General features: G+C 39.8%; 8 protein-coding genes. 5 read left to right on the top strand and 3 right to left on the bottom strand.

Annotated features, from left to right (window positions below):
• The first annotated feature begins 54 nt into the window (after positions 1-54).
• The 4 genes from F6K23_RS15260 (at position 55) to F6K23_RS15245 (ending at position 9380) form a co-directional block, all read left to right on the top strand.
• Entirely contained in the window at positions 55-2073 is a 2019-nt protein-coding gene (locus F6K23_RS15260; RefSeq protein ID WP_293125289.1) for a DNA-directed RNA polymerase subunit gamma, read from the top strand.
• A 588-nt stretch (positions 2074-2661) separates the two neighbouring features.
• Positions 2662-6897, top strand: coding sequence for a DNA-directed RNA polymerase subunit beta' (locus tag F6K23_RS15255; protein WP_293156820.1), 4236 nt, complete (start codon positions 2662-2664; stop codon positions 6895-6897).
• A gap of 572 nt (positions 6898-7469) precedes the next feature.
• Complete coding sequence (locus tag F6K23_RS15250; RefSeq protein ID WP_293156818.1) at positions 7470-7757, top strand: hypothetical protein; 288 nt, start codon at positions 7470-7472, stop codon at positions 7755-7757.
• A 12-nt stretch (positions 7758-7769) separates the two neighbouring features.
• Positions 7770-9380, top strand: a complete 1611-nt coding sequence (locus F6K23_RS15245; protein ID WP_293156816.1) for a GUN4 domain-containing protein — start codon at positions 7770-7772, stop codon at positions 9378-9380.
• Positions 9381-9519: 139 nt separating this feature from the next.
• Here the strand turns inward: F6K23_RS15245 and F6K23_RS15240 are convergent, their stop codons facing one another.
• Positions 9520-9705 (bottom strand): type II toxin-antitoxin system HicB family antitoxin, encoded by a 186-nt coding sequence (locus F6K23_RS15240; RefSeq protein ID WP_293156814.1) that lies wholly within the window; start codon positions 9703-9705, stop codon positions 9520-9522.
• A gap of 810 nt (positions 9706-10515) precedes the next feature.
• Positions 10516-11553, bottom strand: coding sequence for a hypothetical protein (locus tag F6K23_RS15235; RefSeq protein WP_293156812.1), 1038 nt, complete (start codon positions 11551-11553; stop codon positions 10516-10518).
• A 50-nt stretch (positions 11554-11603) separates the two neighbouring features.
• Between F6K23_RS15235 and F6K23_RS15230 the strand changes: the two genes are divergently transcribed.
• Positions 11604-11732, top strand: coding sequence for a hypothetical protein (locus F6K23_RS15230; RefSeq protein ID WP_293156810.1), 129 nt, complete (start codon positions 11604-11606; stop codon positions 11730-11732).
• Positions 11733-11844: 112 nt separating this feature from the next.
• Here the strand turns inward: F6K23_RS15230 and F6K23_RS15225 are convergent, their stop codons facing one another.
• Positions 11845-14808 (bottom strand): insulinase family protein, encoded by a 2964-nt coding sequence (locus F6K23_RS15225; RefSeq protein ID WP_293156808.1) that lies wholly within the window; start codon positions 14806-14808, stop codon positions 11845-11847.
• Between the last annotated feature and the right edge of the window lie 684 nt (positions 14809-15492).

The raw sequence follows: 15492 nt of genomic DNA, 5'->3' as shown, positions 1-15492 counted from the left end.
TCGCTGAATGTGCAATGCCTGTTAATTTTGTAGTCTTAACTCTTTATTATAAAAATGCCAAAACTTGAACAAAGATTTGATTATGTCAAAATTGGTCTAGCTTCTCCAGAAAGAATTCGTCTTTGGGGAGAAAGAACTCTACCAAATGGTACAGTAGTAGGAGAAGTTACTAAGCCAGAAACTATTAATTATCGGACTCTAAAGCCAGAAATGGATGGGTTGTTTTGTGAACGCATCTTTGGTCCTGCGAAAGATTGGGAATGTCATTGTGGAAAGTATAAGCGAGTCCGACATAGAGGTATTGTTTGTGAAAGATGTGGAGTAGAAGTAACTGAGTCACGGGTGCGCCGTCACCGTATGGGGTATATAAAATTAGCAGCACCAGTTACTCATGTTTGGTATCTCAAGGGTATTCCGAGTTATATGGCAATTTTGTTAGATATGCCATTGCGAGATGTAGAACAAATTGTTTACTTCAATGCTTATGTGGTATTAGACCCAGGGAATCACGAAAGTTTAAGTTATAAGCAACTTTTAACAGAGGATGTTTGGCTAGAAATTGAAGATCAAATTTATAGCGAAGATTCAACAATAGTTGGGGTTGAAGTTGGCATTGGTGCTGAAGCTCTACAAGTATTATTACAAAATCTTGCTCTAGAAGAAGAAGCAGAAAAACTAAGGGAAGAAATTGCTAATTCTAAAGGGCAAAAACGCGCCAAATTAATCAAACGTTTGCGAGTAATTGATAATTTTGTCGCTACGGGTTCAAGACCAGAATGGATGGTTTTAGATGCTATTCCAGTCATTCCACCAGATTTACGTCCAATGGTACAGTTGGATGGTGGTCGCTTTGCAACTAGCGATTTGAACGATCTTTATCGACGAGTGATTAACCGTAATAATCGCTTGGCAAGATTGCAAGAAATTTTAGCACCAGAGATTATTATCCGCAACGAAAAACGAATGTTGCAAGAAGCAGTTGATGCTTTGATTGATAATGGTCGTCGCGGTCGTACTGTGGTAGGTGCAAATAACAGACCTCTGAAATCTTTGAGTGATATTATCGAAGGAAAACAAGGTCGTTTCCGGCAAAATTTGTTAGGTAAACGGGTTGATTATTCAGGGCGTTCGGTAATTGTTGTCGGACCGAAATTGGCAATTAATCAGTGTGGTTTACCGCGAGAAATGGCAATTGAATTGTTTCAACCATTTGTCATTCATCGGTTAATACGTCAGGGGTTAGTTAATAATATTAAAGCTGCCAAAAAACTAATTCAAAGGGGAGACCCGAATGTTTGGGATGTGCTGGAGGAAGTAATAGAAGGTCATCCAGTGATGTTGAACCGGGCACCAACTTTACACAGATTAGGTATTCAAGCTTTTGAACCTATTTTAGTAGATGGTCGCGCAATTCAGTTACATCCTTTAGTTTGTCCGGCATTTAATGCTGACTTTGATGGCGACCAAATGGCGGTTCATGTGCCACTTTCTCTAGAGTCCCAAGCAGAGGCCAGGTTATTGATGTTGGCATCGAATAATATTCTGTCTCCAGCGACTGGTCGTCCAATTATTACGCCTTCTCAAGATATGGTATTAGGTTGTTATTATCTTACAGCAGAAAACCATAGAGAACAAGGTGGAAAAGAACTATATTTTGCTAGCTTTAACGATGTAATTTTAGCTTATGAACAGTCTAAGGTAGGGTTACATACTTATGTGTATTTGAGGTTGCCTAGTGATGTGGCAGTCGAAACAGATAAGTCAGAAGAAATGCCTCCCGATATCCAACAGATATCAGAAGAAGTTGCGGTTAAAATTTATTGGATGCCATTGGATAGTAAGATATTGCCGGATGATTTGGGAGAGTTGAAGTCAGAGAAAACTCTAGAAAATGGAGAGGTAGTGAAGCGTTATCACTTGTATCGGGTTCATTACACTCCACAGGGAAAAATTAAACAGGTTCATATTAAATCTCGCCAGGTGCGGGAGATAAATGGAGAAGCAACGACACAGTTTGTGGTGACAACACCTGGTCGCATAATTCTCAATCAAACAATTGAAAGTGTTTTGTAAAGGGAGCAGCGAATTTGAAGCAGACAGAGACTTTAATGCTGCCGTCAATTTAGAAAACTATTTGTTTCAGTAGTGGGAGTTCCTGCCTATTTTAAACCTGTGGAGAAGATAAGTTATACCAAGGGTGTTAACGAAGTCAGAAGTCAGAAGTCAGAAGTTAACCCACCCCTAACCCCTCCCCTCCAGGGAGGGGAAGTTGGGGGTTTGAGCAAGGAGCCAAAAATATTTCGCTAGTCAAGGCGGGGTTTTAGACCCACATTATTTTATTGAACGGGGGAGTAGGGGAGTGGGTAGGGACGTTGCATGCAACGTCCGAGAGGGAGGGAACCCACCCCTAACCCCTCCCTGGAGGGGAAGTAAACATCAGAATAATTAACAATAACTGGGGTGCTAATTATCAAAAAAGTTATTCAGTTTGTGTTAATTACTTAATAATTGAAGTGTCTCCTAAGTTAAGCATTCTTTTTTCACGCAAGGAAAAGAAAGGAAGCAAAAAACAAAATTACTTACTCTTTTCTATTTGCTTGAAAAACAGTTTTTTATCTAACTAAATAAATTAGTAAACAACAAACAAAGGTAGAGAATCACATGATTTTTCGGAATAGAGTTATTAATAAGGGTCAATTGAAAAAGCTAATTTCTTGGTCTTTTAATAATTATGGTACAGCCAGAACTGCACACATGGCAGATAAACTGAAAGATTTAGGATTTCGTTATGCGACAAAAGCAGGAGTTTCTATTAGTGTTGATGACTTACGAATACCTGCTTCTAAACGAAAACTTTTAGATGCAGCAGAAGAAGAAATTCGCGATACAACTGACCGCTATACTAAAGGAAAAATTACTGAAGTAGAACGCTTTCAAAAAGTAATTGATACCTGGAATGTTACCAGTGAAAATCTTAAAGATGAGGTAGTCCGTAACTTTAAAGCAAGTGACCCCCTAAACTCTGTTTATATGATGGCATTTTCTGGAGCGCGGGGTAATATTTCTCAGGTACGTCAGTTAGTAGGAATGCGTGGTCTGATGGCAGATCCACAAGGGGAAATTATTGACTTGCCAATTAAGACTAATTTCCGGGAAGGTTTAACTGTAACAGAGTATATTATCTCCTCCTATGGTGCGCGAAAAGGTTTGGTTGATACAGCATTGAGGACTGCAGACTCCGGTTATTTGACTCGTCGCTTAGTTGATGTTTCTCAGGATGTAATAGTTCGGGAAGCAGACTGTGGCACAAAGCGGGGTGTAACAGTGACAAGCATGAAAGATGGCGAACGCGTGTTAATTCCCGTACAAGACAGGTTATTGGGTAGAGTTGCAGGAGAGGATGTTAAACATCCAGAAACAGGAGAAATCATTAGTAGTGGTGGCGTTCAAGCAGTCAGAAATCAAGTATTTACAGAAGACTTAGCTAAAGCAATAGGTAAAGCAGGTGTAGAAAAAGTATTTGTGCGATCGCCATTGACTTGTGAGTCACCCCGGTCTGTCTGTCAACAGTGCTATGGGTGGAGTTTAGCTCATGGTCATATAGTAGATCTGGGAGAAGCTATTGGGATTATTGCTGCTCAGTCTATCGGCGAACCAGGTACTCAATTAACAATGCGGACATTCCATACTGGTGGTGTATTTACAGGGGAAGTAGCACGTCAGTTCGTATCTCCTTTTGCAGGTGTAGTCAAGTATCCATCAAATGTGCGTACTAGGTCATTCCGGACTCGTCATGGGGATGAAGCAATGATTGCAGAAAATAATTTTGACCTGACAATAGTAGGAACTAATGGGGGTCAAGAAAGTATATTCATTGCTCAAGGTTCTATTTTGATGGTGCAAAATAACCAACAAGTGTTAGCAGGAGAAATTTTAGCAGAAGTACCAAAGGCAGGTCAGGTCAGAAAAACAACTGAGAAAGTTACAAAAGAAGTAGCCTCAGATTTAGCAGGGGAGGTTCTATTTGCTAAGTTGGTGCAGGAAGAAAAGGTAGACAGACAAGGAACAACAACGCGCATTGCTCAAAGAGGAGGTCTGATCTGGATTTTATCAGGAGAAGTTTATAATCTGCCACCAGGTGCAGAAGCTGTAATCAAAAATGCTACTACAATTAATGTTAATAGTGTAATTGCTGTGACTAAGTTGGTGACAGAGCATGGCGGTGTGGTAAGAATTCCTTCTACGGAAAAAACTCAAAATATGTTGAGTGCAGGAACTCCACAGGCAACAACGAATGAGTCTGAAGGAGCAGTGACTACGACTAACGTTTCTACCGAACTGCCAGTGCATAGGAAAGCACAAGATAATCTGCCTCGTGAGATTGAAGTCATTACTGCCAGTGTGCGACTAGACCAGGCAAAAGTTAGGATGGAAACAATTGCTAACCGAGAGCAGTATATCATTGAAGCTCAAAATAATCAACGATTTGCTTTGAAAGTTACTCCTGGTAGTAAAGTTGGCAACCACGAAGTTATTGCGGAACTTTTAGAAGAAAATTATAAAACTACTACAGGTGGCATCATTAAATATGCGGGAGTAGAAGTTCTCAAACGTGGTAAAGCTAAACAAGGCTACGAAGTGACAAAAGGTGGTACATTGCTATGGATTCCTGAAGAATGCCACGAAGTCAATAAAGATATATCTTTGCTATTGGTAGAAGATGGTCAATATGTAGAAGCAGGTACAGAGATAGTTAAGGATATTTTCTGTCTGTCTAATGGAGTTGTAGAAGTACATCAAAAAAATGACATTCTCAGGGAAGTGGTAATTAAACCAGGTGAACTGCATAGTGGAGATTATGAAACAGATATAGGGGATTTGAGTCTAATCAATGGTCAGATTGCAATGCCTGGAAAAGAAGTGGTGCCAGGATTAGAAGTCTCTGAGTTAAAGTATATTGAATATGTAGAAACTCCAGAAACTCCTGGATTATTATTACGGCCTGTGACAGAATTTCATGTGCCTGACGATCCTGGCGTTCCTTCTCAGAAATCAATTAATTCTTCTATTGAGTTAAGGGCAGTACAACGCATTCCTTTTAAAGATGGGGAACGAGTTAAATCTGTAGAAGGTGTAGAATTACTACGAACCCAGTTAGTATTAGAGATTGGAGAAGAAGCTCCTCAATTAGCTGCTGATATTGAGTTATCACCAGATCCAAAGGAAGAGGGAGTAATGCGTTTGCAGTTGGTGATTCTAGAATCTTTGGTAATTCGTCGCGATGTAACGGCAGATACAACCCATGGTAGTACAAGTACCGAACTTCTGGTTAAAGATAGGGATGTGATTGAAGCTGGAGCAGTGGTAGCTCGCACAGAAATTTTATCTAAGGAAGCTGGTGAGGTACGCGGTATTAAAGAAGGTTCGGAAGCTATTCGTCGTATTTTGATCGTCAGAGATGCTGACTTAATTAAAATACAAGTTAATACTTTGCCATCTGTAGCTCAAGGGGATTTATTAGTTGCTGGTACAGAGATTGCCCCTGGAGTATTTCTTGAACACTCAGGTCTGGTTTCTAGAATTGAGAAAACAGTTGCAGATAATGGTGAAGAAGCTTATCAAGTTATCTTGCGTCAAGGCCGACCTTATCGTGTTTCAGCAGGAGCGATACTGCTGACCATGGATGGAGATTTGGTACAACGAGGGGATAATTTAGTACTGTTGGTATTTGAGCGGGCTAAGACTGGGGATATTATTCAGGGTTTACCTCGAATTGAGGAATTGTTGGAGGCTCGTAAACCAAAAGAGTCTTGTATTTTAGTGAAGTATCCTGGTCAAGCTCAGGTTAAGGCTAATGACGATCATGTGGAAGCTAGCGTGGTTTCCCCTGACGGAACAATTACAGATTATCCGATTGGCCCTGGGCAGAATGTGATTGTTCCTGATGGACAAAATGTAAATGTGGGTGAATCACTCACAGATGGACCCCGAAACCCCCATGAAATTTTGGAGATTTTCTTCAACTATTACCGCGACCATGAAAGCATTTATGAGGCTTGTTTGAGGAGTTTTGAGGCTTGTCAGAAGTTTTTGGTAGATCAAGTGCAGGCGGTTTATCAATCTCAGGGTATAGATATTTCTGATAAACATATTGAAGTAATTGTGCGTCAGATGACTGCTAAGGTCAGGATTGATGATGGTGGTGATACTACTATGTTGCCTGGAGAGTTGATAGAGTTGCGACAAGTGGAACAGGTTAATGAGGCTATGTCTATTACTGGTGGAGCAACAGCTCAGTATACGCCAATGTTGTTAGGGATTACAAAAGCATCTTTGAATACAGATAGCTTTATTTCGGCAGCGAGTTTCCAAGAGACTACGAGGGTGTTAACGGAGGCGGCAATTGAAGGTAAGTCAGATTGGTTAAGGGGATTGAAGGAAAATGTGATTATTGGACGTTTGATTCCTGCGGGGACTGGTTTTAATGCTTATGAAGATGCCCTGAGTGCAGAGATTAATCGTTTGGAACAAAGTTGGGATGAGGATGTGGATATGATTGAGGAAGATAATTTACAAAGTGTAGTCTTAGACGATCAAACAGCACGTTCATTAGAATTGGAAAGTAATCTGAATTTATCACCTGTGAATAATAATTTTCCAGATTCTCAAGGCATATCTCAAGATCAAAATCAATTGATAGACGATCGTATGCCTGATTTTCCTCAGATTCTAAACAATTTAGAAAGTGAGTCAGTTTTAGATGACTCAGATTTTGTCTCCGATAATTTTGAGTCTGATTTTCCTGGCGACCTAGAAGATGACTTAATAGATGATGATGATGATGATAGTGATGATGATTTTGATGATTTTGATGAAAACACGCCTGATTTAATCTAGGAGTCAGGAGTTAGTTATCAGTTATCAGTTATCAGTTATCAGTACCTCCTTCTGGGTGTTGCTGATTATGGATATGATTTTGCCCCCCTAGCCCCCCAATTTGGGGGGGAATAAGACTCTAAAAGCTCCTCAATTTTGGGGGAAATAAAACTCTAAAATACCCCCAATTTTGGGGGGAATAAAACTCTAAAAGTCCCCCAGGATTGGGCAGGGCTAATTCTTTGTCGTCAGAGAATATTCATAAGAAATACAAAAAATTATGCAAATATACAAATCTCTCCATCTCCCCACCTCCCCATCTCCCCACCTCCCCATCTCCCCATCTCCCCATTCCCCCATCTCCCCATAAATTTTTCTCTAGTGACAATAAATAGACCCTGCCAGGATTGGGGGATTTAGGGGGCTTAAGCATAACCAAACAATATATGATATTATTTTTCCTATGTATTAGTAATTTTATTCCTGAAAACTAACAATTAAATATTACGTCATTAGAAAATATTCAACTAACAATTTCTCTATCTGACCAAAAATTAGAAGAGGATAAACTTGAAGAAGATACCCGGTATATTTTGTCGGAAATTGAAGGATTTGATGGCGTTCAAAAAGCAGATTTAATATCAATAGAAACTGCCGAACCTGGTGCTAAAAGTATCGGCGGTTTTTTAGTAGGAATTCTCACCGCAGAAATTAATGCTAAAAATCTTAAAGCTTTGGTTGGATATTTGGGCGATCGCCTCTCTGGTAAGACTTTTAAAATTAAGGCTGAAGGTAATGGTAGAAAGATAGATATTGAAGTTGGTAATCTGAAAGATTTGAAAAAAGCTTTGGCGGAAGTAGATGATTTTTTGAAGTCTTAAGGAGATTTTTTTATGGCAAAAATAGCTCTATTAATTGGAGTTAGTGAATACCTCCCAGAATTTCCAGCTTTGCCTAGTGCGGTAAAAGATGTTGAGGCAATGAAGGAAGTTCTAGGTAATTCGGAAATGGGAGGTTTTGATGAAATTAAGGTGTTGGAAAATTCCAATCGTCAACAGATAGAAGAGGCTATTTATGATTTGTTTGCTGACCGGAATAAAGATGATGTTTTACTTTTTTATTTTTCTGGTCATGGAGTTAAAAGTCGAGAGAGTAATTTATTTTTAGCTACTCCTAAAACTCGCAAAGGTCAACGGGGAATTGTTACGCCGACTGCGGTGGGTGCTAGTGTTCTACAAGGTCACATGAATGATAGTTTTTCCCAACGTCTGGTTGTGATTCTTGACTGTTGTTATAGTGGAGCATTTACTAAAGGAATGACTGCTAAAGGGGATGAAAATATAGATATTCAAGCAGAATTAGGGGGTAAAGGTAGGGCAATTTTGATGTCTTCTAGTGCTGTTCAAAGTTCTTTTGAGTCGGAAGGTTCTGAATTATCTATTTATACAAAATATCTAGTGGAAGGGATTAAGACTGGGGCAGCAGATACTGATGGTAATGGCAAAATTTCAGCGGATGAATTGCATCAATATGTGAGTGAAAAGGTACATGAAGAATCTCCGGCAATGACTCCTCAATTTGCACCTGTGAAGGAGGGTTATCGAATTTATTTAGCAAGTTCTCCTCAAGACGATACGAAGTTGCAATATCGTCGCAAGGTGCAGGAAATATTGCAGAAAAATAATGGTGAGATAGATTTGATTAGTGGTTTTTTGTTGGAGGAATTATGCAAGAGATATGGAATATCTGATGAGGAGGCAAAGGCAATTGAATCTGAGGAAATGGAACCTTATATTCAGTTTCATAAAAAGTTAAAACGTTATGAGGAAATCTTTAGTCAAGCTGTTGAAAAATCTTATCCTTTTAGAGAAAGAGAACGTGAAACTTTGCGGGAAATTAAGTCACTTTTAGGATTGAGAGATGAGGATGTTGCAGATATTGAGGAACGATTTTTACCAGAGTCACAAGAATCAAATTCTGAAGTTTTTACCACTGCAAAAGCTATTGAAACTAGCCCTCAAAATGATGAAATAGAATTACTTTATGACAAAAATGTAGACTATACAAAAGTTCGTGATTTTCTAGTAAATGGTGAGTGGAAAGAGGCAGATATGGAAACTGCTCGTTGTATGTTGAAAGTTGTAGGTTTAAAGGAAAATAATTCTCTAACAGCAGAAGACATAGAAAATTTTCCTTGCAAAGACCTCTGTACAATTGATGGGCTTTGGGTAAAATATAGTAATGGTAAATTCGGGTTTTCTGTGCAAAAGGAAATTTATCACAATTTAGGAGGAACAAAAGAGTATAACGAAGAAGTCTGGAAAAAATTTGCATATAAAGTAGGATGGCGTAAAGGAGAAAAATGGTTGTACTACAATGACTTAAAATTTGACATTAGCACGGATTATATAGGACATCTTCCATCAAGAGTTGGGTGGTCTAAGATGTGGTGGCTTGTTGGGGGAGTGGTGCTCTTCTCTCGCGCAGAGACTTGTGGACTTTAACATATAAGCGTTTCAGTTATCAGTCTAGTAGGTTGGGTTAAGCGGCAGCGCAACCCAACAAAAATCTGCATATATAAATAAAATATGTGTTGGGTTCCACTTCGTTCTACCCAACCTACAAAATGCTTATTTTTTATTATTAGGAATTATGAAACTCGCTATTTGAATTTAACTCTTTCATATATTCTAAATAAGATTCTATGACATCTTTAATATTTTCTAATGCCTCAGCTTCAGTTTCTCCCTGAGACCAACATCCAGGTAAATAAGGACACCAAACAGCATATCCTTCATCAGTTTGTTTCAGTTTAACTGGGTATCGCATCTGTTTAAATTCTCTGCTATTTATTTGGTAAATATCATAAGATTGATATTGTCATTGCGAGGCAGTTATAAGTGAGTTAAGATTTGAAGAAAAATGTAAATTAGCCGAAGCAATCTCTTCATTTAAGTTTTAGCTACTGAGATTGCTTCGGGGGGATACTTGAGGAGTACTGAAACAATTTTTACCATCTCCCCCTCGCAATGACAAAATAGAAGCAGTTTATTCCGGGAAATTTTAGCTACTGAGATTGCTTCGGGGGGATACTTGAGGAGTACTGAAACAATTTTTACCATCTCCCCCTCGCAATGACAAAATAGAAGCAATCTCTTCATTTAAGTTTTAGCTACTGAGATTGCTTCGGGGGGATACTTGAGGAGTACTGAAACAATTTTTACCATCTCCCCCTCGCAATGACAAAATAGAAGCAGTTTATTCCGGGAAATTTTAGCTACTGAGATTGCTTCGGGGGGATACTTGAGGAGTACTGAAACAATTTTTACCATCTCCCCCTCGCAATGACAAAATAGAAGCAATTTATTCCAGGAAATTTTAGCTACTGAGATTGCTTCGGGGAGATACTTGAGGAGTACTGAAACAATTTTTGCTACCTCCCCCTCGCAATGACAAATGGGGAAGTTCAGAGATAGATAGACGGGGAGTTTTCTTTAATGAATAGAGGGAGTAGATTGAATTAATTACTCAATTATCCAATCTCCGCGTCCCCGCGTCTCCGTGTCACCGTGTCACCGCGTCTCCGTGTCAAATCTTAAAAACTTACCCTTGTAAGCACTCCCCCACTCCTGCACTCCCCTAGTCTCCATCGGAGAGTATTTGTAGGCGAATAGTTTGGTCATTGACTTCACTGAGACGAATTTCAATTACATTATTAGATAGTTTGTCTAAACACCCTAACAAGTGTCGTAAATGAGGTGTACTGGCACCAGTATCAACAAATAACCGTTCTGATAGATTACCTACTCGCTTCCAGGTACTGTAAAGTTTAGCCGTTGTTGCTTCTAGTTGACCAGATTGTTTTACTAGATCGGCGACTATATTCAGACATTCTAATCTCAAAGCTTCTTCTAGTACCATTTCCATATCTAACGGTGATTCATTCAATGCTTGAACTTTTGCTGCTGAATCAAGATATTTAGAAAGGTTTTTGGCATCTGAGGTCAATTGCTTCACGGTCTCCAACTCAGGAGTTTGGACGATTTCCTCTTGAATTGCGCTCACATGAGATTCTGGTAATTTTTCCATTTCTCGCACTAGGGGAGCTAAATAATGTGGTGGCATAGAACCGGATGTGGCCTTTTCTTTGATTTCGCTGGGAAGTAAATCTGAACTAATGGCCATCCATTCATCTGCTAGTTGTTTGACTTCTCGTCTAGTGATGCGATCGCCTTTTTTAGCAGCATCTGTCACCATTTCTTGGACTTCTGGAACGGATTTTGCTGTTTCTACAAAAGCCCTTTTACTAAAATTATTAATGGAGTCTGGGTCTAAATGTCCTTCTGCAATTAAAGTATCAGCACTATTGGCCAATTCTATCAGTGCATAAGCTTGACTCTTGTTGATTTCTCTTTCCTTGAGCCAATTTAGAAATCCGCTACCTCGCCCATCTCCTCCTATTTTTTCTCGGTCTCTGATGATTCTTAAGATGCGTCCCCGCCAGATTTCTGTCTGGAGGTCGAAGCGATCGCAAACTTTCCATGCTGTGTCTACTACTTTTTCAAAGTCTGAGTCTGGAATATTTTCATCTTCTGGGTCTGGTAGGTCCAAATCTAGCTCTGGAAAGTTATTGAGGGCCTCAGCAAGAGCTTCAGGAAATTGGGGAATTTCAGGCATAACAGGACAGTATTATCGCTCATAGTGCCGAAATATTATTGCATCAAATAGTGGGTAATATCAAATCCGGGAGTGTGGGAAGGGTGGGGAGATGGGGAGATGGGGAGATGGGGAGATGGGGAGATATTCTTAGGTTATTGAATCAGTTTTTCTACCTTAATGTCTATTTTTTAGTATGATATTAAGTTAGTATAATCAGTATAAATTTTTCTGTATAGCGGTTTTCATTTGGGTAGACTACAGTAGGGACGTTCCATGGAACGTCCTTACAAGGTTTTACTTTTTCTGAAATCACATAATATCAGAAATTTCCAATGTGTTTCCTTCCATTTGATCGTTTGCTTCTTCTAGTTTGGCGCGAGAAGACATCACACAAATGTTACTGCGCTCCATTCCTGAAGTAAACACATCTAACAAAGTTTGCTTCACATCCGCTACCGTAGCATTGAGCGATCGCTGATAACGTTCCTCTCTTACTTCAGTAGTTTGCCCTATCAAATAACGTTCTAAGGCTAAACTTGTAGCCATCTCTGGACGTAACACTGGGGAATCATCCTGAATAGTAGCAATAATAGCTCGGTCAATATCAGTCTGAGTCCAATCTAAATCCTTGATATAATCTATCAAACCAGCAAACACCTCAAGAGTACGACTAACATGAGGGTCTCGGTAAGAATACAAAGAAAGAACCTTTCCTAACCCACTGTAAGAGCATCCAGCACCGTAAGCATTACCCTTCAAACGAATTTCACTGAATAGATAACCCAAACCCAACAAATGAGCGCCCAATGCTAACAATGGAGATTTTGGATGGCTGAAGTGAGGTGCTGGCATAGTCTGAACGCAATAAGCTACCTGTACAGGACCTGCCAAAGCTTCCCGTAGATTGTAAATAGGATCGAAGCGATTAGGAAAATTCTCTCCTGGTTGTTGCTGTTGCTGCTGACTCCACTCTGATAGGGTGTTCTTCACCAGCTCATAACCATGGTCAGAACCAGTAAAACTAGCAGTTAAAGGTTGATTCGCAATATAATCGCGGATAGTTTCAACTTTAGCCATCAAATTTGCCCCATGTTCATCAAAGCGATCGCATACTTTATTCAGCAACTCTAATTGAGGCAAACCGTTAATAACTTGGCTAATTTTAGCTTCTGCCGTCATACCAGAACTAGCCCGCAACATGGCTGTGTAGATACCATTGTAAACCAAATCAGAACTACATTGAGCCAAAGACTGATTAACAACATCTCGTAGTCTAGCTGTATCGCGAGGGTTGACTGCAAAAATCAAATCTCGCAATAAATCTAATGCCGGTTGTAGTTGTTCGTCAAGGGTTTTCAGAGTAACACGAAATCCATGTATAGGACGATAAGGGTCTTGAGCATGAGTCCGCAACTGAGTTCTAAAATTAATTCCGCCTGTATAAGAAGCAATGCGTCGGGCAATATGTTCGTAATCCATATCCCCTGCACCCAACTTCCGCAAAGCATCTATATAAGTAGGTACATACAACCACAAATCTTCAGGCAACCCCCGCAGACTAAAATCTAGTTGTAAATAGTTTACCCCATTTGCTAACACATGGTTGCGTAATATTGTCACTCCACCATCAATCTCTTCGACATCAGTAGGAATATCATCTGGTTTGGGTGGTAAGTCGCTTACCTGTAGTTGAGGTAGTTTCGCTACTGCTTCTGGATCGTTGGGAGTTCCTGACTCTACTTCTAGTGCTTCTGCTTCGTTAGCTATATGCTCTAGCTCTTCTGGAGTCAGTTGAGAACGTACCTGTTCCACTTGTGCTGCTACTTCTTGGTCATAATTAGATTGCCATTCTTGGTCTGGCTTCAATACTAAAGTTAAACGGTGGGGGTTGTTGAGTAACTTTTCGCGGATGAGGTTGTTGAAATAACTAGGGTTTTCAAGATAACGTTGTTTGCATTCAACGAGGCGATCGCCGATCTGCAAAAACGTTAACGGGTCGTTACCATAAATCCAAGTTTGCATCACCCGGAACAACATCCGCAACGGATACATACTGGCAATTTCTTGATGTTGGTATGCTGCTTGTTGAAAAGCTGCTTCCACAAGACTAGGTTCTAGTTCGGTTTCTGCAAGTTCTGCGAGAGTATTAATAATTAACTGACTGAATGCTTCACCACGGTCTGGTTCACTACCTTGAATACCAATATGAAAAGTAGTTTCCTTACCTACAGAGTCTACTCCAGACCGTAGTAAGTCTTGACCTATTTGAGACTCAACGATCGCCTTTTTCAATGGTGCCCCTTCATTTCCCAACAGTATGCGACTGAGAATATCCAAGGCCACCCACTCATCAGAGTTGGTGCTATCTCCTACCAACCATTTGAGCAGAATATAAGTTTTCTCTTCTGCCGAGTCTGCTGCACTAATAGGATAAGAAGCTTCTTGGAAACAGGGTTCGCTCCATTGAGACTGAGGAGTAATGTTGATGTTGGGTTTCCGTTGTTCAAAAACATCTAACTTTTCAGCCAAAAATTTTAGATATTCTGGAGTTGCAATATTCCCATAGAATACAAAGTAAGCATTACTAGGATGATAATAGTTAGCGTGAAACTCCCGGAAATCTTGGTAAGTGAGTTCGGGAATATTTTTTGGGTCGCCTCCGTATTCGAGGCCATAGATGTTGTCAGGAAATAGAGTCCTATTAGCAATACTATCTAACCTTTGTTCGGGGTCTGAAAAGACACCACTCATCTCATTATAGACTACTCCAGTAAATTTTAGCTCTCCTTGAGGATTTTCTGGGTCGGCAGGAGCTAGATGGTGGCCTTCCCGTTTGAATGTGTTTTCAGTCAGCAGAGGATGAAATACAGCATCAAAGTATACTTCTGCTAGGTTGAATAGGTCTTGTTTGACTTTACTGGAGACTGGATAATAAGTACAATCAGGTCCTGTCATAGCATTGATGAAGGTTGCCGGACTCATTTTTAGCATTTCAAAAAATGGTTCCCGTACAGGATATTTTTCTGAACCTGCTAAAACAGAATGTTCTAGAATGTGGGGTATTCCTGTACTATTTGGCGGAGGAGTAGGAAAACTAATAGAAAACAGATTTTCCGCATCTTCTGAGTAGAGGTGTAGCAGTTTGGCACCAGTTTTCAGATGCTCCAGTTGATATGCTACCATCTGCTGCTGCTTGAGGGGGGTAATGGCTTTTACCTCAAAGCCTTCTAATTGTTGTCCAACTTCTAAGGTTCTTTCGCTTAATACAGGCATAGAAAATGAATCGCTATTTTGTTTACTTTAGTTATTAGTGTAGGCTATTTCTCTAGTTCGGTTTACTCTCTGGCCAAGGGTGGTTTTCAAGGTAAGTCCAAAAATTTGTTAAGTAAATATCATTATAGAGTCCCTGATTTAGGCCCAATCAAGACTTAGAGCATCCATATACTCAAGAAATATCAGATGGCAGTCCGCAACGTGGTTGTGTGAAAAAGATTATATAAAAAGGAAAAAGCTCATCTGGGATAAGAGTTTCAGACTTAATTTTTTTAATTTTTTACAAACCAATTATATAGAATCCGATTATACAGTATATATTTATAATTATATCCACACTTCAATATTAAATCGGACTATCTCTCCATCACCCCATCACCCCACCTCCCAATCACCCAATCACCCCATCACCCAATCACCCAATCACCCCATCACCCAATCACCCAATCACCCCATCACCCAATCACCCCATCACCCCACCTCCCAATCACCCAATCACCCCATCACCCCATCTCTGCCAATTATATAATAAGTATTTAACCGGATTTGATATTATGGGCGGATTGGTATGTAGTATTTCTCCATCTCAAATAGATAATACAAAAAAGAATGTTACGAATTAATTTGGGCAATTAAAAGACTTTATAGGAGATGTCCATTGAACTAAAAAGATAAATTTCGACT

Origin of the sequence: Okeania sp. SIO2C9, assembly GCF_010672455.1 — a bacterium.
Taxonomy (GTDB): Bacteria; Cyanobacteriota; Cyanobacteriia; order Cyanobacteriales; family Microcoleaceae; genus Okeania.
Note: the sequence above shows the minus strand (reverse complement) of the source record. Positions and strands in the feature narration are given on the sequence as shown.

Excerpts from the sequence above, each read along its gene's own strand:
- F6K23_RS15245 (WP_293156816.1), top strand. The coding sequence starts at position 7,770 with ATGGCAAAAATAGCTCTATTAATTGGAGTTAGTGAATACCTCCCAGAA.
- F6K23_RS15260 (WP_293125289.1), top strand. The coding sequence starts at position 55 with ATGCCAAAACTTGAACAAAGATTTGATTATGTCAAAATTGGTCTAGCT.
- F6K23_RS15255 (WP_293156820.1), top strand. The coding sequence starts at position 2,662 with ATGATTTTTCGGAATAGAGTTATTAATAAGGGTCAATTGAAAAAGCTA.
- F6K23_RS15235 (WP_293156812.1), bottom strand. The coding sequence starts at position 11,553 with ATGCCTGAAATTCCCCAATTTCCTGAAGCTCTTGCTGAGGCCCTCAAT.
- F6K23_RS15225 (WP_293156808.1), bottom strand. The coding sequence starts at position 14,808 with ATGCCTGTATTAAGCGAAAGAACCTTAGAAGTTGGACAACAATTAGAA.
- F6K23_RS15240 (WP_293156814.1), bottom strand. The coding sequence starts at position 9,705 with ATGCGATACCCAGTTAAACTGAAACAAACTGATGAAGGATATGCTGTT.